Below are 19,171 nucleotides of genomic sequence, written 5' to 3'. Positions count from 1 at the left end.
GACGAACCGGGGTCAGACGGACCGGTCGCGGTCGGCCCAGTACGGGGCGCGGAGATCGCGTTTGAGGATCTTCCCGGTGGGGGCCTTGGGCAGGGCGTCGACGAACTCGACGGAGCGGGGCTTCTGGTAGGAGGCCAGGTGCTGCCGCGCGGTGTCGATGATCTCCGCCTCGGTCGCGGTGGTCTCCGGCTTGAGCACGACGAACGCCTTGACGGTCTCGCCCCACTCGTCGTCGGGCACGCCGATCACGGCGCACTCGAGGACCGACGGGTGCTGGTTGACGGCCTCCTCGACCTGGATCGAGTAGATGTTCTCGCCCCCGGAGATGATCATGTCCTTGGCGCGGTCGACGATGAAGACGTACGAGTCCGCGTCCCAGGTGGCGACGTCGCCGGTCCACATCCAGCCGTCCCGCAGCGTGGCCGCGGTGAGGTCCGGCCGGCCCCAGTAGCCGAGCATGTTCGCCTCGGACCGGATCACGATCTGCCCGGCGGTCCGGCCGTCCCTGGGCACCTCGATGCCGTCCGGGTCGACCACGCGCACGGTCGTCACGAACCCCTCGCGGCCGCACGACATGAGGCGTTCGGGATGGACCCCGCGCACCGCGTCGAGGTGGTCCTCCTGGGAGAGGAAGCACATCGTGGTGCCCTCGGTCTGCCCGTAGCCCTGGATCAGGGTGCACGGGAAGTGCTCGAGTGCCGCCTTGACCACGCTCGACGGCATCGGGCCGCCGCCGTACTGGATGTTGCGCAACGACGAGATGTCGTAGTCCGAGAAGCCGGGCACGGCCATCATCCAGTTGAGCATCGTGGTGATGCCGAGGAAGGCCGAGACCTTCTCCTCCTGGATGAGCTCCAGCGCGGTGCGGGCCTCGAAGTTCATCAGCACCAGCGGGCAGCCGTGGCGCATGTAGTTCATCGAGAGCACCACCGGGATGTGGTACATCTGCCCGGTCAGCATGTAGACGTCCGTCGGGACGATCCGCTCCGCCACCGTCTGGTTGAGCATGCCGAACGACGTGCTGGTGTGGCTGTGCAGCGCGCCCTTCGACTCCCCGGTGGTGCCGCCGGTGTAGAGGATGAAGAAGGGGTCGGCGTCGCCGGTCGTGGCGGAGCGCTCCGGCTCGTCCGTGCTGCTGCGCGCCAGCAGGTCCTCGTAGCTGCCGTCGCCGCCGCGGCCGTACTGCAGCCAGTGCGGCACGTCGACCGCGGCCTGCAGCTGCTTGGCGGTGTCGAGCCACTCGTCGGAGGCGATCAGCGCCTTCGGCGCGCCGTCGGTGACGATCTTGGTGAGCTCGGGGACACCGAGCCGCCAGTTCAGCGGCTGCGCGACGAGTCCGGCGCGGCCCGCCGCGTAGTACAGCTCCTGGTACTCGATCGAGTTCTTGGCGAGGATCGCGACCCGGTCGCCCTTCGCGAGCCCGAGCCCGCCGTCGCCGGTGCCGGCGAGGCCGTTGGCCAGCCGCCGCACCCGCTCGTCGAGCGTGCGCCAGTCCATCCGACGCCCGTTCGGGGCGTCGACGATCGCGTCCCGGGTGGGGGTCAGCGCCGCCCACTTCTCCGGGATCCGTCCGACGTTGACCATCAGTAGGGCAGGTCGAGGTAGATGTGCCGGGAGGCGATCAGCCAGGTGTCGCCCTGTTTCACCAGCTCGTCGCGGTACCAGCCGCTGGAGAGCACCCGGATCGCGCCGCCCTCGACGGACAGCAGGGTGAGGTTCGACGTCGTCGAGGCGCTGTCGGCCGTCTCCTTGACGATCACCAGGTTGGAGATGTTGTGCCGGCGCTGGTCGGTCTGTGCCGCGAGCGAGTCGGCGTGCAGCTTGCGGATCGCCTCCCGGCCGTCGAACGGGCCGATCGTGTCACCGTCGCGGCCGATCTGCATGGTCATGGTCGCGGTCTCGGCGAACTGGGCCGCGATGAGGTCGACGTCGTTCTCGTCGTAGCCCCAGGCCGCACGGCCCAGGGTGTTCTCGATCTCCGCACGAGCGGTCATGGGGGCCTCCGGCAACGCTGGTCATCATCGTCTAACGGCCGTTTGGTAGCGGTGAGGCTAGCACCACGCGCGAGTGGCCCACAACACTCCTGTCCGCGGGGACGGAACGGAGATCAGCGCACCCAGTCGTAGCTGCGGGCCACGGCGCGCGCCCAGTTCTCGCGCTCGCGCTCGCGCACCCCGTCGGCCATCTCCGGCTCCCACATCGCGGCCCGGTGCCAGTTGGCGCGCAACACCTCGAGGTCCGGCCAGTGGCCCACCGCGAGCCCGGCGACGTAGGCCGCGCCGAGCGAGACCGCCTCGGACCCGAGCGGGCGCTCGACCGGCACGTCGAGCACGTCGGCGACGTACTGCATGAGCAGGTGGTCGGCCGTCATGCCGCCGTCGGCCTTGAGCCGGGTCACCGGGATGCCGGACTCGGCGTTCATCGCGTCGACGACCTCCCGGGTCTGCCAGGCGGTGGCCTCCAGCACCGCCCTGGCCAGGTGCCCGCGGGTGATGTAGCTGGTCAGGCCGACGATGACGCCGCGGGCGTTCGCCTGCCAGTGCGGCGCGTAGAGCCCGGAGAAGGCGGGCACGACGTAGCAGCCGCCGTTGTCCGGCACCGTCATCGCGAGGGTCTCGATCTGCGCGGCCGTGCCGATCATGCCCAGCGAGTCCCGGAACCACTGGACCAGCGAGCCGGTGACGGCGATCGAGCCCTCCAGCGCGTAGACCGGCCGCTCCCCCACCAGGTAGCCGACGGTCGGGATCAGCCCCTGCGCCGAGCCGCCGATCCGCGCGCCGGTGTTCTTCAGCAGGAAGGCGCCGGTGCCGTAGGTGCACTTGACCTCGCCCGGCGCGAAGCAGGTCTGCCCGACGAGCGCGGCCTGCTGGTCGCCCAGCGCCCCGGCCACCGGTACCCCGGGCAGCACCTCCGTGCACACGCCGTAGATCTCGGCGTTGGACCGGATCTCCGGCAGCATCCGCTCGGGGACGCGCAGCGCCGCGAGCAGCTTCGGCGACCACTCCAGCGTGCGCAGGTCCATGAGCATGGTCCGGCTCGCGTTGGTCACGTCCGTGACGTGGACGCCGCGCCCCGGGCCGCCGGTGAGCCGCCAGATCAGCCAGCTCTCCATGGTGCCGAACAGCACGTCGCCCATCTCGGCCCCCGCGCGGGCGCCCGGCACGTGGTCGAGCAGCCAGCGCAGCCGCGGGCCGGCGAAGTAGGTCGCGGGGCCGAACCCGCTGGTGGAGGCGTAGAGCGGGCCGAGGCCCTCCTCGACGAGGCGGGCGACGATCGGGCCGGTCCGGGTGTCCTGCCAGGTGATCGCGCGGGCCAGCGGCGCCCCGGTGTGGCGGTTCCAGATCACCGTGGTCTCGCGCTGGTTGGCGATGCCGAGCGCCACGATGTTCTCCGGCTCCAGCCCGGCCCGCCGCAGTGCCTCGGGGACCACCCGCGCGACGTTGCGCCAGATCTCCTCGGCGTCGTGCTCCACCCGCCCGGGCTCGGGGTAGTGCTGGCGGTGTTCGCGCTGGGCCACGGCGAGCATCCGGCCGGAGCGGGAGAAGAGCAGGCAGCGCGTCGACGTCGTGCCCTGGTCGATGGCCGCGACCACGCGCTCGCGCGGCGCCGAGGTCCGCAGCTCGCTCATCGGGACGTCACCAGGGACGCGGAGATCTCCCGGCCGGCGTGCTGCAGCTGCTCGGCGAGGTGCCGGCGGGGCTCCCCGCCCCCGCCGAACAGCTCCTCCACCGGCGCGGCGATGCCGAGGGCGGCCACCGTGAGCCCGCCGCCCGACCGCAGCGGGACCGCGGCGCCGCCGACGCCCGTCTCGAACTCCCCGACGTCCGTGGCCATGCCTCGGGCGCGCGCGGCGGCGAGGTGCGCCTCGAGCATCGCGACGGTGCTGGCCGTGCGGCCGGTGTAGCGGCGCAGCTCCAGCTCGCGGGCCGGCGGTGTCGCGACCGGGGCGAACGCCAGCAGGCACTTCCCCCACGCCGTGGCGTGCAACGGCTGCTCGGTGTTGGTGCGGAGAGTCTGCGGCGAGCCGTCCGGCCGGAAGACGTGGTGCACCAGGCTCGCCACCGTGCCGCCCGGCGCCGCGAGGTAGACCGCGCAGCCCGTGCCCCCGGCCAGCGCGTCGGCCCAGTTCATCGCGCGCCCCCGCAGGTCGTGGCGGTCCCAGCCGCCGCCGAGCCGGCGCAGCCCGGCGCCCGGGCGGTAGAGCGCGGTGGTGCGGTCCTGGTCGACGAGCCCCTCGTCGCGCAGGGTCCGGACGAGCCCGTGCACGGTCGGGCGCGGCAGGTCCAGCGCGGCGGCCAGCTCGGCGAGGGCCAGCGGCCGGCCCGCGCCCCCCAGCAGCCGCAGGATCGCGGCCGCGCGCTCGACGGACTGGATCGCTCCGGGCACGGGTGGGAGCCTACGGGGTGGTGTGATCCGGTCGACAGGATCAGTTCGACATTGTCGAACATCGGCCGTTGTCGCGCCACGCACGCGTTCCTAGCGTCTGTCCCGTTCGGCCCCCGTCCGGCGCGTACGCCCGGGCGGGGGCCGTCACGACCGGAAGGAGAGTTCGATGCGGAACTCCTACTTCGGCGCGCTGAGCGCCGAGTTCGCCGGGACGATGATCCTGCTCCTGTTCGGCTGCGGTGTGGTGGCGCAGGTCCTCACCGCACCGGCGGACAGTCCCCTCGGCGACCACGACTCGATCACCTGGGCCTGGGGCATCGGCGTCACGCTCGGCGTGTACGTCGCCGCCCGGATCTCCGGCGCCCACATCAACCCCGCGGTCACCATCGCGTTGGCCGCCTTCCAGGGCTTCCCCTGGAAGCGAGTCGTGCCCTACATCATCGCCCAGACCCTCGGCGCCTTCGTTGCGGCGCTGATCGTCCGCGTCGTCTACGCGGACCTGATCAACCGGGCCGACCCCGGCCACACTGCGAAGACCCAGATCATCTTCTCGACGCTGCCGGGCAACGGCGGCGGCGGGGTCTCGATCCCCACCGCCTTCCTCGACCAGGTCGTCGGCACCGCGATCCTGGTGTTCGTGATCTTCGCCCTGGTCAACGCGCTGAACAACCCGCCGCTGGCGAACCTGGGCCCCGTGGTCATCGGCCTGCTCGTCGTGGCGATCGGCATGGCGTTCGGCGCCAACGCGGGCTACGCGATCAACCCGGCCCGTGACTTCGGGCCGCGCCTCGCGTCGTACATCACGGGCTACTCGACGGCCTGGGTCGATCCGAACGGGACACCGTACTGGTGGTTGCCGATCGTCGCGCCGATCGTCGGCGGCCTCGTCGGCGGGGCCTTCTTCAAGATCCTCGTCGGCCGCTACCTGCTCCCGGAGGACACCGAGGAGCAGCCGGTCGGGCGTGAGACCGTCGTCGAGCACGGAGGAGAGAAGTAATGCCCGAGTACGTCGGCGCCGTCGACCAGGGGACGACGAGCACGCGGTTCATGATCTTCGACCACAGCGGCAACGAGGTGGGTCGCCACCAGCTGGAACACGAGCAGATCCTGCCCGAGGCGGGCTGGGTCGAGCACAACCCCGTGGAGATCTGGGAGCGCACCTCCTCGGTCATCCAGACCGGACTGAACAAGACGGGGCTGGCGGCCAAGGACCTCGCGGCGCTCGGCATCACCAACCAGCGCGAGACGACCGTCGTCTGGGACAAGAACACCGGGCGGCCGCTGTACAACGCGATCGTCTGGCAGGACACCCGCACCGACCGGATCGCCTCCAAGCTGGAGCGCGACGGCCACGGCGACACGATCCGGCGCAAGGCCGGGCTGCCGCCCGCGACCTACTTCTCCGGCGGCAAGATCCAGTGGATCCTGGAGAACGTCGACGGGGCCCGCGAGGCCGCCGAGCGCGGCGACGCGATCTTCGGCAACACCGACAGCTGGGTGGTCTGGAACCTCACCGGCGGGCCGAACGGCGGCGTGCACGTCACGGACGTCACCAACGCCAGCCGGACCATGCTCATGGACCTCGAGACCCTCGACTGGGACGACGAGCTGCTCGCCCTGTTCGGGATCCCGCGGTCGATGCTGCCGAGGATCTGCTCGTCGAGCTCGCCGGAGCCGTACGGCACCTCGCTGGCGAACGGGCCGCTCGGCGGCGAGGTGCCGATCACCGGCATCCTCGGCGACCAGCAGGCCGCCATGGTCGGGCAGGTCTGCCTGTCGCCCGGCGAGGCCAAGAACACCTACGGCACGGGCAACTTCATGCTGCTCAACACCGGGACCGAGCTCGTCCGGTCGAACTCGGGCCTGCTGACCACCGTCTGCTACCGGTTCGGCGACGAGCCGGCGGTCTACGCCCTGGAGGGCTCGATCGCCGTCACCGGTTCGGCCGTGCAGTGGCTGCGCGACCAGCTGGGGATCATCTCCGGCGCCGCGCAGTCCGAGTCCCTCGCCCGCCAGGTCGAGGACAACGGCGGGGTGTACTTCGTGCCGGCGTTCTCCGGCCTGTTCGCCCCGTACTGGCGCTCCGACGCCCGCGGCGCGATCGTCGGGCTGTCCCGCTACAACACCAACGCCCACCTCGCCCGGGCCACGCTGGAGGCGATCTGCTTCCAGAGCAAGGACGTGGCCGACGCCATGGCCAAGGACTCCGGGGTGAACCTGGACATCCTCAAGGTCGACGGCGGCGTCACCGCCAACGAGCTGTGCATGCAGATCCAGGCGGACGTGTTGGGCATCCCGGTGTCGCGGCCGGTCGTGGCCGAGACCACCGCGCTCGGCGCCGCGTACGCCGCGGGCCTGGCGGTCGGGTTCTGGAAGGACACCGACGAGATGCGCCAGAACTGGAACGAGTCGAAGCGCTGGGAGCCGCAGTGGTCCGCGGAACAGCGTGACTCCGCCTACGCCCGGTGGCAGAAGGCGGTGCAGCGGACGTTGGACTGGGTAGAGGTCGACTAGGAACACGGCACCGACCTCCCGCTGGGAAAGGAAGACCTGTCATGAGATCCGTCGCGCTCTCCCCCGCCGCCCGGACGCGGGCGCTGGAGGACATGGGCCGGGAGGAGCTCGACGTTCTCGTCGTCGGCGGCGGCGTCGTGGGCAGCGGTGCTGCCCTCGACGCCGCCACCCGCGGCCTGCGCGTCGGCCTGGTCGAGGCACGTGACTTCGCCTCCGGGACGTCGAGCCGCAGCTCGAAGCTCATCCACGGCGGCCTGCGCTACCTGGAGATGCTGGACTTCCGGCTCGTCGCGGAGGCCCTCCAGGAGCGGGGGCTGCTGATCCAGAAGCTCGCCCCGCACCTCATCCACCCCGTCCCGTTCATCTACCCGCTCCAGCACCACGTGTGGGAGCGGCTGTACGCGGGCTCCGGTGTGGCGCTCTACGACACCCTCGGGCTGCTCTCCGGGCAGTCCCGCGGCGTGCCCCACCACCGACACCTCACCCGCCGCGGCGCGCGGAAGATCGTGCCGTCGCTGCGCAAGGACGCCCTCGTCGGCGCCCTGCAGTACTACGACGCCCAGGTCGACGACGCCCGCCACACCATGTTCGTCGCCCGCACGGCCGCGGCCTACGGGGCGCACGTGGCCACCCGGGCCCGGGTGGTCGGGCTGCTCAAGGAGTCCGGCCGCGTCATCGGCGCCGAGGTCCACGACCTCGAGACCGGCGACGTGATCAAGGTGCGCGCCAAGCAGGTCATCAACGCCACCGGTGTCTGGACGGACGAGACCCAGGGCCTGGCCGGCGAGCGCGGCCGGTTCCACGTCCGCGCGTCCAAGGGCATCCACCTGGTGGTGCCGCGGGACCGGATCCGCTCGGACTCCGGGCTGATCCTGCGCACCGAGAAGTCGGTGCTGTTCGTGATCCCGTGGGGCCGGCACTGGATCATCGGCACCACCGACACCGACTGGGACCTCGACAAGGCCCACCCGGCCGCGTCGAAGGCGGACATCGACTACCTGCTCGAGCACGTCAACTCCGTGCTGGAGCAGCCGCTGACCCACGAGGACGTCGAGGGCGTCTACGCGGGGCTGCGGCCGCTGCTGGCGGGCGAGTCGGACACGACGTCGAAGCTCTCGCGCGAGCACGCCGTCGCCACCCCGGTACCGGGGCTGGTCGTGGTGGCCGGCGGGAAGTACACGACCTACCGCGTGATGGCCAAGGACGCCGTCGACGCCGCCGTGCACGGCCTCGACGCCAAGGTGCCCGAGTCCGTCACCAAGGACGTGCCGCTGCTCGGCGCCGAGGGCTGGGAGGCGCTGCAGAACTCGGTGCACGTCATCGCCGAGCGCTCGGGCCTGCACCCGGCCCGGATCCAGGACCTGCTCTGCCGGTACGGCTCGCTGATCGACGAGGTGCTCGACCTGGTCGCCGAGGACAAGACCCTCGGCGAGCCGCTGGGCGGGGCGCCGGACCACATCCGTGCCGAGATCGTCTACGCGGCCACGCACGAGGGCGCCCGGCACCTCGACGACGTCCTCACCCGCCGCACCCGCACCAGCATCGAGACCTTCGACCGCGGCCTCGGCGCCGCGCAGGAGGCCGCGGACCTGATGGCCCCGGTGCTGGACTGGACCGAGGAGCAGAAGGCCAAGGAGGTCGAGCACTACCGCGGGCGGGTCGCCGCCGAGCGGGAGAGCCAGACCATGCCCGACGACGCCACCGCCGACTCCGCCCGCATGGGCGCGCCGGACGTGGTGCCGGTCAGCTGATCCGGTTCCTTCTCACGGCGAACGGCGCTCTCGCTCAGACCTGGCGAGCGAGAGTGCCGTCCGTGTGTCCGCTGTGGCCGCTGGATGGCCGGAGATCGCGGTACGGTGCCCGCCGACCTGCTGCCCGACGCGAGGAGGCCGCCATGACCGAGTTCGCCGCCGACACCCTCACCCGCGAGCGCGCGGACCTGCTGGAGTCGCTGCGCCGGCACCGCGCCTTCCTGCGGCAGACCGTCGCCGGCGTCACCGAGGAGCAGGCGCGCACCCGCAGCACCGTCAGCGAGCTGACCCTCGCCTCGCTGATCAAGCACGTCGCCGACACCGAGCAGGGGTGGATCGACTTCGCGCTCGGCAAGCCGGGCGCGATGGGCGGCGACGTCGAGTTCGACGAGGAGGCGATGCGGGCCGCGATGGAGTCCGGCGACTTCGTCGACACCCGTTTCCAGCTCACGGACGCCGACACCCTCCCCGCCCTGCTGGAGCACTACGACCGGGTCGCCGCGGCCACGGACGAGGTGGTGGCGACCGCGGACCTCGACGCCACCCAGCCGCTGCCCAGCGCGCCCTGGTTCGAGCCCGGCGCGACGTACTCGGTGCGCCGGGTGATCCTGCACGTGATCGCCGAGACCTCCCAGCACGCGGGCCACGCCGACATCATCCGCGAGGCCATCGACGGTGCGAAGACCATGGGCTGACGGTGGCCGTCGACGTCGTCACCCGCACGACGATCGCGCGCCCGGTCGCCGAGGTCGCCGCCTTCGCCGCCGATCCGGACTCGGCCCCGCGCTGGTACGCCAACATCCGGTCGGTGGAGTGGCGCACCCCGCCCCCGCTCGCGGAGGGCAGCGAGATCGCCTTCGTGGCCCGCTTCCTGGGCCGCAGGCTCGCCTACACCTACGAGGTCGTCGAGCACGTCCCGGGCGCGCGCCTGACCATGCGCACCGCCCAGGGACCGTTCCCGATGGAGACGACCTACACCTGGGCACCGTCCGCCGACGGCGGCACCACTATGACGTTGCGCAACCGGGGTGAGCCACACGGGTTCCGGGCGGTGGCCGCTCCGGCCATGGCGGCGGCGATGCGCCGCGCGAACGAGGCCGACCTGCGTCGCCTCAAGGAGATCCTGGAGGGCGGCTGACCACCCCCTCCAGTGCCCGGTGAACGGCACTCTCGCTCATTCCTGGTGAGCGAGAGTGCCGTTCGTCCGGTTCACGATGCCTGCGACGGCGGTGCGGGTGATGGTCTGGAGGGGGCCGTCGATCTCGCCGGGGACGGCGCCGGGGGTGAGGAGGACGGCGAGGTCGACGCCCGCCTCGTGCATCGCGGCGGCGCGCGCGGCGACCGTCTCGCCCGTGCCGACCGCGCAGAGCCGGTGCACCGCCTCGTCGGGCACCAGGGCGAGGGCGGAACCGCGGTCGCCGGAGCGCCACAGCTCGGTGGCCCGGGCGATCTCCGGGAACACGCCGGTGAAGGAGCCCGCGTGCGTCGGGACCATCGCGTACTGCAGGCAGAGGCGGCGCAGCCGTTCCATGCCCTCGGGCAGCCGGTCGCCGGCGTAGGCCCAGAAGGACACCATCGCCCACACGCTGCCCGGCTCGCGGCCCGCCTCCCGCTCCCCCTCGCGGACCAGGGCGAGCTTGGCCGCGATCTCGTCGACCGGGGACCAGGTGAGGAACACGCCGTCGGCCACCCGGCCGGCGAGCCGCAGCATGCCCGGGTTCATCGCACCGACGACGATCGGCGGCGGCTCCGGCGGCAGGAGCGTGGCCCGGAAGCCCTCCGTGCGCGGGTGCTCCACGGACACCCGCTCCCCCGCCCAGGCCGCCCGCAGCACCCGGACGTAGCCCTCGATCGTCGCGAGCGGGCGGCTGTGCGTCCGGCCGTGCCAGTCCTCGGTGATCATCGGGCTGCTCGCGCCCAGTCCGGCCAGGATCCGGCCCGGGGCGGCGGAGGCGAGCGTCGCGAAGCCCATCGCGGCGAGCGCGGGCGAGCGCGGGTAGACCGTCGCGATCCCGGAGCCCAGCCGGATCCGCGACGTGCTGGCGGCCAGCACCCCGAGCATCGAGAAGACCTCGGGCCCGGTCACCTCGCCGACCCACGCCGAGTCGTAGCCCGCCTCCTCGGCCGCGCGGACGAGCCGGAGGTACTCGGGGACGCCGAGCCCGTCGTCGACGGGCAGGGTGACCCCCAGCTTCATGACGACGTCACGGCCGGACCTGGCGCCGGACGTCCCGGGTGTCGTACCAGGTCGTCACCCTGGCGATCCGCCCGCCCCGCAGGTCGAACACGTCGAGCGCGGAGAAGACGACCGGCCGGCCGTCGGCGAGCTTCCCCTCGAAGTCGATCTCGGTGACGATCGCCTCGGGGGTCTCGATCCAGCGCGTCACGCGGTCCTCGTGCTCGGCGTAGTTCGCCAGGACGGCCGGGAAGTGCGCGAGCGCCGCATCCCGCCCGACGACCGGCTCCGCCCCGACCGTGTGGATCTCCACGTCGTGGGTGAACACCTCGGACAGGTCCGCGAACGAGTCCGAGTTGATCGCCGCGAAGTAGCCCTCGACGACGGCCCTCCCGTCGACGGGGGAGCTCACGAGCCCACCAGCTTCTTCAGCTCCGCCATCGCCCGGAACGACCACTTCGCCAGCGACGGGTCGCCGAACGCGGTGATGTTCCACAGGACGAGGTGCTCCAGGCCCGCCTCGCGGTATTCGTAGAGCTCCTCCGCGACCTGCTCGGGGGTGCCGCAGAAGGCGTAGTGCCGCACCACCTCCGGCGGGATCGCGTCGATGATCCGCAGGGACTCCTCGCGCGGGATCGTCGTCGGGATGAAGTCGTGGAAGCCCGAGCCCGCGTCGAGCGGGGGTTCGACACCGAGGTCCCGGAACACCTGCGAGGGCAGCAGCACGCACAGCGCCCGCACCAGCGGCGCCTCGGTCAGCCGCCGGACGGTCTCCTCGTCCGGGCCCATGAGGATGTAGCCGAGCATGCCCGGGGTGATCTTCGCCGGGTCGCGGTCGGCGTCCTGCGCGGCCTGCTGGATCGTGGTGAGCGCCTTGCCGTAGTCCGGCGCGGTCATCTTGGTGGGCAGCCAGCCGTCCGCCTTGGTGCCGGTCAGCCGCAGCATTCGTGGACCGTGCGCGGCGGTCCAGATCTCGGGCGGGGTGTCCCCGTACGGCTGCAGCCCCAGGACCGCCTTCTCCAGGCTGTGGAACGTCCCCCGGTAGTCGACGGGCCCGTCCGCCTCCCAGAGCAGGCGCATCACGTCGATGCCCTCGGAGAGCTTCGCGACGGGCTTGTCGAACGACATGCCGTACGGCGTGACGTTGAGCTTCTCGCCGGAGCCCAGCCCGATGATCGCCCGCCCGCGGGTCACGTGGTCCAGGGTCAGCGCCGTGGCCGCGGCCATGGCCGGGTTCCGCCGGATCAGGTCCGTGACGACCACGCCGACCTTGATCCGCTCGGTCTGCGCCCCGACGACCCCCATCATGATCATCGGGTCGAAGTAGGTGTGCGGGTTGGCCTGGACCTTCGCGAGCGGCGTGAGGTCCGGGGTCCACATCGTGTCCGCGTGCCAGCCCATGAGGTGGTCCGGCCACCACACGGCGTCGTACCCCTCGGCCTCGCTGCGCTGCGCGAACCTCACCGCCGCGTCCGCCGGCGGCATGATCTGCCCGGGGACGCCCAGCTGCAGGCGGTTCACCTCAGTACCTCCACCCGTCGCCGAAGGTCGGGATCCGTCCGCCGAGGTAGTCCTCGACGCAGGTCAGGGCCGCACGCGCGGCGCGGTCGGTGCCGATGCCGCGGCTGCGGAAGGTCTCCGAGGCGAACCACAGCCCCTCGACGTTGGGCGCCCGCCAGTGCGGTCGGTACTTCCCGACCAGGCCGGGCATCTGGATCACGCCGAAGCTCGGCTCGAACACCAGGTGCCGGCGCCGCCAGATCGGCTTGGCGAAGCCCGGCCACATCACCTCGGCGTCGCGCTCGAAGGCCTCCATGGTCGCGCGGCACCACTCGCGGTCCCGCCCCTTGGCGCCGGGGATGATCGCGCCCATCACGTGCAGGTGGGTGCCCTCCGGCGAGCACGACGGGTCCATCGCGGACTGGTCGAACATGAAGCCCGAGCAGTCGGTCGACGGCGTCGAGGTCCAGGTGGCGAGCTCGCGCGGGTCGAACTGCGTGACCGGCTCCTCGGTGGCGAGGTACAGCCCCAGCCAGGCGATCCGGAACTTGTCCTGGGCGAGGAACTCGATCTGGGAGGCGTACCACTCGGGCAGCGCGGACCGCGGGACGACGTTCAGCACGTTCCACACCGGCAGCGTGGAGATCACGGCGGGCGCCTCGAGGATCTCCTCCTCGAAGAACTCGTTGGGCAGCACCTTGGGCTCGCGACCCACCGCCACGCCCTTCACCGCGCCGTTCTCGATGACGACCCGCTCGACCGACGTCCCCAGCCGCAGCTCCCCGCCGTTCTCGGTGATCGCGTCCGCGAGATCGCGCCAGATCCCGTCCCAGCCCTGGCCGGGCCAGCAGGAGTAGGCCGCGGTGTTGCGCTCCTCGAAGTGCATCTTGCGCACGTAGAGGTTGTCGCTGGCGGAGTGGTCGTACCAGTTGTCGGTCATGCACTCCAGCACGGAGATGAACTCGAAGAGGTCCACCACGCCCTGGTCGTCCGTGTACTGGTGGATCCACTCGCGCAGGGAGCGGTCGTCCCAGTCGTCGAGGTCCTCGTACGGGGTGTTGACCAGAGCCTTGATCACCTTCTTGAGCTCGGTCCGGTCGGTGTACCGGTCCCGGATCGAGCCCCAGCCCTTGCCGTTCTCCCAGATGGGCATGTCGTTGCTGACCTCGCCGTGGATCAGCTCCTTGCCGACGTGCTCGAACACCTTCGTGATGCCCGAGCCGCCGTCCTCGATGAGGTGGCCACCGAGGTTGACGGTGAACCCCTCGTCCGGCACGGCCATGGCGCGCCCGCCCAGATAGGGGCTGCGGTCGAGCACCACGACCCGCTTGCCCTCCTTGGCCAGCAGCGCTCCCGCGGAGAGCCCGGCGGCCCCGGCTCCGATGACCACGACGTCGTAGCTCGGCATGACACCTCTCTCTACCAACCGACCGTTTGACACGGTGTCACGGCGGACCGGATCGCGCAAGCGCCCTGCGCGGGACGTGCTCACCGCGCCCGGCGGATCCGGACCGTCCCCGAGACTGCCCGCGCTCCGCCCGTCACGTCCAGCCAGACCTCGCAGTCGACGAGGTCCCCGTCGACGGCCGAGACCCGCCCACCCGCGACGACCCGGTCGCCGGCGAAGACGTTGCCGTGGAACCGGAAGCGCGAGGCGACCACCCGCCCGTACTCCTCGAGCAGGGTGTGGATGTAGCCCAGGTTCAGCGGCCCCTGGTTGACCACCCGCGACCCCATGCCCAGCTTCTCGGTGACCGCCGGGTCGAGGTGGATCATGTTCGGGTCCCGCAGCAGCGCCGCGGCGATCTTCATCTTCTCCGGGTCGACCGACTCGACCACGCGCTCCGGCAGCAGGTCCCCGACCCTCACGCCGACACCGCCGCTCGGCGAGGGAACACGTACGTCGGCCGGACGGTCACGTGCACGGTCCCGTCCGGCCCGGTCAGCTCGATCCGCACGGTGACCAGGTCGAACACCCCGGTGCGCGCCCCTGTCTTGCGCCGCGCGGACTCGACGACGCAGGTCACCGCGTAGTCGACGTCGAGCCGCAGCGGCTCCGCGAAGTCCACGGCCCACTCCCCGAGCATCGGGCCGTCGGCCGAGGAGGCGCCGAAGACGGCGAAGACCTCCTCGAGGCTCAGACCCACACCTCCCTGCGCGGCGAGGAACGCGAACGTCGGGTGCGCGAGGCCCGGCTCGCCCGGTGGGGCACCCAGCGCGTCGCGGAGCAGCCAGTCCGCGTAGTGCTCGACGCGTGCGGTGCCGCCGGGCATGCTGTGGCCGACGGTGCCGGCGAGCTCCTCCTCGGTGATCACGGGAAGAGCTTACCTACTGGACGGTTGATAGTCAGCCGCCTCGACGCAGCCCGCGGACGTTGCTACCGTCCACTGTCAAACGATCGTTAGACAGATCGGAAGGGCCGACGACGATGCCGGACACCACCGTTCCCGACCTGCTCGAGCGCCGCGCTGTGGACGCGCCGGAGCAGGGCGTCGTCTTCCCCGACGGCCGCGAGACCTACCCCGAGCTGGCCCGGTCCACTCGCCGGCTCGCGGCCGCGCTCTGGGCGCTCGGCCTGCGGCCGGGCGACTCCGTGGGGCTGCTCCTGCACGGCTGCCTCGACAGCTACCGGCTCTGGCTCGCCGCGGCCCGGATCGGCGCGGTCACGGTGCCGCTCAACCCGAGGCTCAAGCCGCGCGAGCTGAGCTACATGATCGAGAACGCCGACCTGCGGCTGCTGATCAGCACCGCCGGGTTCGCGTCGGTACTGCACGAGGCCCTGCCGGGGCTGGCGGAGGGCACACCGGGCCGGCTCGCGCTCGACGCCGCCCCGCTGCTCCGCGCCGTCGTCGCCCTCGACGAACCAGCGCCGGGCTTCCTGCACGGACTGGACGAGTCGGCGGATCCTGCCAGGGCCGACGAGGCCCGGGGTGCGCTGCGGGCGTCCGACCCGATCCTCATGCTCTACACCTCCGGCACCACCTCGCGGCCGCGCGGCTGCGTGCACGACCACGCGTCCCTGGTCGCCGAGGGCGGGGCGGTCGCGGAGCGGCTGGGCCTGCGGCCGGACGACCGGTTCTGGGCGCCGCTGCCGATGTTCCACTGCGGCGGGTTCGACGTGGCGATCGCGGCGCTGGCGGGCCGGTGCGGGATGGTCCACGTGGGCACCTTCGAGCCCGGACGGGCCCTGGACCAGCTGGAACGCGAGCGGTGCACGATCGGCTTCCCCGCCTTCGAGACGATCTGGGTACCGGTCCTGGAGCACCCGCGCTTCCCGGAGGCCGACCTCTCCGCGCTGCGTCTGGTGATCAACGTCGGTGCGCCGGAACGGATGCGCGCGATGCAGGCCCGGCTCCCGCAGGCCGTGCAGACCTCCTGCCTGGGGATGACCGAGTCGTTCGGGTTCTGCTGCATGGGTTCGCCCGACGACCCCGCCGAGGTTCGCGCGACCACCAGCGGCGTCCCGCTGCGGCACATGGAGGCGAAGGTCGTCGACCCGGAGACCGGGGAGGCCCTGCCGCCCGGTGTCCCCGGCGAGTTCCGGTTCCGCGGCGCCTCCCGGCTCGTCCGCTACCACCGCGATCCCGAGACGACGGCGGCGCGCATCGACGCCGACGGCTGGTTCGCCTCCGGGGACCTCGTCGTGGCCGACGAGGCGGGGCGGCTGCGGTTCGTGTCGCGACTCAAGGACATGCTCAAGGTCGGCGGGGAGAACGTGGCCGCCGCCGAGGTGGAGGGGTTCCTCTGCGAGCACCCGGCCGTCGGGCTGGTGCAGGTCGTCGGGGCGCCGGACGCCCGCTACGGCGAGGTCCCGGCCGCGTTCGTGCAGCTCAAGGCCGGGGCCACCGCGACGGAGGACGATCTCGTCGCCTTCTGCCTCGGGCGGATCGCGACCTTCAAGGTGCCGCGGTACGTGCGCTTCGTCGACGAGTTCCCGATGTCCGGGACCAAGGTGCAGAAGTTCCGCCTCAAGGAGCGCATGGCCGACGAGCTGAAGGCAGCGGGGATCACCGAGGCGCCGGTGCTCAGCTCCCGCGCGGCCGCCTCCTGACCTGCACGAACGGCACTTTTCGCTCAGTAGGTGTGAGCGAGAGCGCCGTTCGCTCAGCTGGTGCGGATGCGGGGCGCCTCGGTGATGCCGCGCTGCTTGAGCTCGTCGGCGATCCGCTCGCGCAACAGGTACTTCTTGATCTTCGTGCCGGACATCGGCCACTCCCCCGGCGCGACCCAGCGGACGTAGCGCGGCACACGGTACGTGGCGATCCGCCCGACGCAGTACTCGATCAACTCCGCCTCGGTGGCGGTCGCTCCCGGCTTGAGCTGCACGAACGCGGCCGGGACCTCGACGTAGTACGCGTCGGGCGCCGCGACCACCGCGACCAGGTCCACCGCCGGGTGCCCGAGCAGGTACCCCTCGACCTCGGCGGCGGCCACGTTCTCGCCGCCGACCTTGAGCATGTCCTTGAGCCGGGAGCGGAAGGTGAGCCGGCCGTCCGCGTCGGCGACGACGAGGTCGCCGGTGTGGAACCAGCCGTCGGCGTCGATCACCTCGGCCGTGCGCCCCGGGTCGCGGAAGTAGCCGTCGAAGGCGGTGGGGCCGCGGAAGAGCAGCTCGCCCGGCGTGTCGGGCGGGAGGTCGGCGCCCGTCTCCGGGTCGACGACGCGCACCTCCATCCCGGGCATCGGGTGCCCGCCCGTCGTCACGCGCTTGTCCAGCGGGTCGTCCCTGCGGTTCAGCGTCAGGAAGGCCGACGACTCGGTCATCGCCACGCACGACACGTGCACCGCCCCGGGCAGCCGGGAGGCCATGTCCCGCAGCCGCTCCGGCACGCCGACGGCCATCACCAGCCGGATCCTGGAGAGGTCGAAGTCCGCGAAGTCCGGCCGGTTCAGCACCGGCATCCAGATCGTCTCGAACGCCGCCAGGGCCACCGTGACACGCTCGGTGGTGAGCAGCTCCAGCGTGGTCGTGGGGTCGAAGTAGCCGGGGTGCACGAACGCCGCGCGGGCCGTCAGACAGCTGAGCAGGAACGTGATGCCGCCGCCGTGGAAGAGCGGGATGGCCGTCCACACCCGGTCGGCCGGGGTGAGCGCCATCCGCTCGCCGATCCCGTCCGCGAGCCGGGTGAGGGCCTCGTGGCTGAGCATCGCGCCCTTCGGCGCGGCCGTGGTGCCCGAGGTGTAGACGATCACCGCCGTGTCCCGGACCCGGACACCGGGCTGGCGCGCCCACACCTCCTCGTCCGCCGCGGCCGAGCGGTCGGCGGCGGCGAGCGACTCCGGGTCGTCGAGGACGAGGACGTGGTGCAGCTCGGGGGCGCCCTCCGCCGTCGCCTCGCGGACCAGCGGGACCGACGCCACGTCGGTCGCCAGGACCCGCATCCCGGAGTGCACCACGATCTGCCGCAGCTCCACGGCCTTGAACCGCGCGTTGACCGGCACCGTGACCGCCCCGATCTTCGCCGCCCCGAGCATCACCGCGACGAGGTCGACCGACGCCGGCAGCAGCGTCCCCACCCGGTCGCCCCGGCCGACGCCGAGCCCGAGCAGCCGGCGCGCGTAGAGCTGCGCCCGCTCCGCGAGCTCGGCGAAGGTGGCCCGCCCGTCCGGGAACACCAGCGCCTCGTCCGCCGGGTGCTCGGCGGCGCGCCGGTCGACGAGGTCGCCGAGGGTGGTCGGGGCGATCCAGCGCCGGGTCATCAGCGGTCGAACTCCACGATCCCGCGGATGATGGTGCCCGCGTGCATGTCCTCGTAGCCCTGGGCCACCTCGTCGAGCGAGTACCGCTTGGTGATCATCTCGTCGAGCTTGAGCCGGCCGTTCGTGTACATCTGGGTCAGCCACGGGATGCTGGTGAACGGGCTGGCCGCACCGAACAGCGCGCCGACGATCTTCTTCTGCGCCATGGTCAGCTCGAGCAGGTTGATCGGCACCTGGGACAGCTCCGCCTTGCCCGCGCCGGTGACCACGACCGTGCCCGCCTTGCGCACGGCGGCGACGGCCTGGCCGACGTGCTCCGCCGTCGTGACGCCGACGGTCACGATCACCGAGTCCGGCCCCTGCCCGTTCGTGAAGTGGCTCGCCAGCTCGGAGGCCTCCTCCATCGTCGAGGCCGTGTGAGTGGCGCCGAACTCCATCGCGCTCTCGCGCTTGAACGCCACCGGGTCGACGGCGATCACGTTCGTGGCGCCGGCGTGCGCGGCGCCCTGCACCGCGCTGGTCCCGATGCCGCCGATGCCCATCACGACGACCGTCTGCCCGGCCTGCACCTGCGCCGCGTTGACCGCCGAGCCCCAGCCGGTCCCGACGCCGCAACCCAGCAGGCACAGCGGCACCAGCGGGACCTCCTTCGGCACCTTGACGGCGGAGTTGACGCTGACCGTCGTGAACTCGCTGAACGTGGAGATCCCGCACATCTGGCCGACCGGCTGCCCGTCGAGCGTCATGCGGTAGCTGGAGGTGTCCTCGAATCGGGAGCCGACCATCATGTTGGCGCCCAGGTCGCAGAGGTTCTGCATGCCCGCGGCGCACCAGCGGCAGCGCCCGCAGGAGGGCACGAAGGTGAACACGACGTGGTCGCCCACCTCGAACCCGGGGGTCTCCGGGCCGACCTCGGTCACCACGCCCGAGCCCTCGTGCCCGCCGCAGAGCGGGTACGTGCCGGCGGGGATGTCGCCGGTCGCCATGTGGTCGTCCGAGTGGCACAGGCCCGAGGCAGCGAGCTTGACGGTGATCTCGCCGCTGCGCGGGCCCTCGAGCTCGAGGTCGGCGGACTCGAACTTGCCGGGGGCGCTGCGCAGGATGGAGGCGTGCGTCTTCACGGTGGGGGTCCTCCTCGGATCCT

General features: G+C 72.0%; 18 protein-coding genes. 6 read left to right on the top strand and 12 right to left on the bottom strand.

Going from position 1 to position 19,171, the window contains the following annotated elements; translation table 11 throughout:
- Nucleotides 1–12: 12 nt before the first annotated feature.
- The 4 genes from ACQP04_RS08925 to ACQP04_RS08910 all read right to left on the bottom strand — a co-directional run bounded on the left by ACQP04_RS08925 (nt 13) and on the right by ACQP04_RS08910 (nt 4,386).
- Entirely contained in the window at nt 13–1,584 is a 1,572-nt protein-coding gene (locus tag ACQP04_RS08925) for a class I adenylate-forming enzyme family protein (protein ID WP_433506584.1), read from the bottom strand.
- On the bottom strand, nt 1,584–1,994 hold the full coding sequence (locus tag ACQP04_RS08920; protein WP_433506583.1) for a nuclear transport factor 2 family protein: 411 nt from the start codon (nt 1,992–1,994) through the stop codon (nt 1,584–1,586). The genes ACQP04_RS08925 and ACQP04_RS08920 overlap by 1 nt, the downstream gene beginning before the upstream one ends.
- Before the next feature lie 113 nt (nt 1,995–2,107).
- A complete protein-coding gene (gene glpK / locus ACQP04_RS08915) occupies nt 2,108–3,628 on the bottom strand; it encodes a glycerol kinase GlpK (RefSeq protein WP_433506582.1) in 1,521 nt (506 codons plus the stop codon).
- Nucleotides 3,625–4,386, bottom strand: a complete 762-nt coding sequence (locus ACQP04_RS08910) for an IclR family transcriptional regulator (protein WP_433506581.1) — start codon at nt 4,384–4,386, stop codon at nt 3,625–3,627. Before ACQP04_RS08910 ends, glpK (ACQP04_RS08915) begins: the two co-directional genes overlap by 4 nt.
- Nucleotides 4,387–4,552: 166 nt before the next feature.
- Here ACQP04_RS08910 and ACQP04_RS08905 point away from each other — a divergent pair, with 166 nt between their 5' ends.
- From ACQP04_RS08905 to ACQP04_RS08885, 5 genes are all read left to right on the top strand, one after another.
- Nucleotides 4,553–5,383, top strand: coding sequence for an MIP/aquaporin family protein (locus ACQP04_RS08905; RefSeq protein WP_433506580.1), 831 nt, complete (start codon nt 4,553–4,555; stop codon nt 5,381–5,383).
- A complete protein-coding gene (glpK, locus tag ACQP04_RS08900; protein ID WP_433506579.1) occupies nt 5,383–6,900 on the top strand; it encodes a glycerol kinase GlpK in 1,518 nt (505 codons plus the stop codon). The genes ACQP04_RS08905 and glpK (ACQP04_RS08900) overlap by 1 nt, the downstream gene beginning before the upstream one ends.
- Before the next feature lie 41 nt (nt 6,901–6,941).
- Nucleotides 6,942–8,651, top strand: a complete 1,710-nt coding sequence (locus tag ACQP04_RS08895) for a glycerol-3-phosphate dehydrogenase/oxidase (RefSeq protein WP_433506578.1) — start codon at nt 6,942–6,944, stop codon at nt 8,649–8,651.
- Nucleotides 8,652–8,794: 143 nt separating this feature from the next.
- Complete coding sequence (locus ACQP04_RS08890) at nt 8,795–9,346, top strand: DinB family protein (RefSeq protein ID WP_433506577.1); 552 nt, start codon at nt 8,795–8,797, stop codon at nt 9,344–9,346.
- Nucleotides 9,347–9,348: 2 nt separating this feature from the next.
- A complete protein-coding gene (locus ACQP04_RS08885) occupies nt 9,349–9,789 on the top strand; it encodes an SRPBCC family protein (RefSeq protein WP_433506576.1) in 441 nt (146 codons plus the stop codon).
- Between the two features lie 36 nt (nt 9,790–9,825).
- Here ACQP04_RS08885 and ACQP04_RS08880 read toward each other — a convergent pair whose 3' ends face one another.
- The 6 genes from ACQP04_RS08880 to ACQP04_RS08855 form a co-directional block, all read right to left on the bottom strand.
- A complete protein-coding gene (locus tag ACQP04_RS08880; RefSeq protein ID WP_433506575.1) occupies nt 9,826–10,848 on the bottom strand; it encodes an LLM class flavin-dependent oxidoreductase in 1,023 nt (340 codons plus the stop codon).
- A 7-nt stretch (nt 10,849–10,855) separates the two neighbouring features.
- Entirely contained in the window at nt 10,856–11,239 is a 384-nt protein-coding gene (locus ACQP04_RS08875; RefSeq protein WP_433506574.1) for a nuclear transport factor 2 family protein, read from the bottom strand.
- Nucleotides 11,236–12,348 (bottom strand): LLM class flavin-dependent oxidoreductase, encoded by a 1,113-nt coding sequence (locus tag ACQP04_RS08870; RefSeq protein ID WP_433506573.1) that lies wholly within the window; start codon nt 12,346–12,348, stop codon nt 11,236–11,238. The genes ACQP04_RS08875 and ACQP04_RS08870 overlap by 4 nt, the downstream gene beginning before the upstream one ends.
- Before the next feature lies 1 nt (nt 12,349).
- A complete protein-coding gene (locus ACQP04_RS08865) occupies nt 12,350–13,735 on the bottom strand; it encodes a phytoene desaturase family protein (RefSeq protein ID WP_433506572.1) in 1,386 nt (461 codons plus the stop codon).
- Between the two features lie 80 nt (nt 13,736–13,815).
- Nucleotides 13,816–14,196, bottom strand: coding sequence for a MaoC/PaaZ C-terminal domain-containing protein (locus tag ACQP04_RS08860; protein ID WP_433506571.1), 381 nt, complete (start codon nt 14,194–14,196; stop codon nt 13,816–13,818).
- Nucleotides 14,193–14,642 (bottom strand): hypothetical protein, encoded by a 450-nt coding sequence (locus ACQP04_RS08855; RefSeq protein ID WP_433506570.1) that lies wholly within the window; start codon nt 14,640–14,642, stop codon nt 14,193–14,195. Before ACQP04_RS08855 ends, ACQP04_RS08860 begins: the two co-directional genes overlap by 4 nt.
- 113 nt (nt 14,643–14,755) lie before the next feature.
- On the opposite strand from ACQP04_RS08855, the gene ACQP04_RS08850 reads away from it, so the two are divergent.
- A complete protein-coding gene (locus tag ACQP04_RS08850) occupies nt 14,756–16,378 on the top strand; it encodes an AMP-binding protein (protein WP_433506569.1) in 1,623 nt (540 codons plus the stop codon).
- A gap of 53 nt (nt 16,379–16,431) precedes the next feature.
- Here the strand turns inward: ACQP04_RS08850 and ACQP04_RS08845 are convergent, their stop codons facing one another.
- The gene (locus tag ACQP04_RS08845) at nt 16,432–18,027 is read right to left on the bottom strand and encodes a class I adenylate-forming enzyme family protein (protein ID WP_433506568.1); all 1,596 of its coding nucleotides are present in this window, start codon (nt 18,025–18,027) and stop codon (nt 16,432–16,434) included.
- Nucleotides 18,027–19,148, bottom strand: a complete 1,122-nt coding sequence (locus ACQP04_RS08840; protein ID WP_433506567.1) for an NDMA-dependent alcohol dehydrogenase — start codon at nt 19,146–19,148, stop codon at nt 18,027–18,029. The genes ACQP04_RS08845 and ACQP04_RS08840 overlap by 1 nt, the downstream gene beginning before the upstream one ends.
- Nucleotides 19,149–19,171 lie beyond the last annotated feature (23 nt).

This window comes from Pseudonocardia halophobica (assembly GCF_050948485.1).
In the GTDB taxonomy this organism is placed as follows: Bacteria; Actinomycetota; Actinomycetes; order Mycobacteriales; family Pseudonocardiaceae; genus Pseudonocardia; species Pseudonocardia halophobica.
The sequence above is the reverse complement of the archived record's forward strand: the minus strand, read 5'-3'. Positions and strand labels throughout refer to the sequence as shown.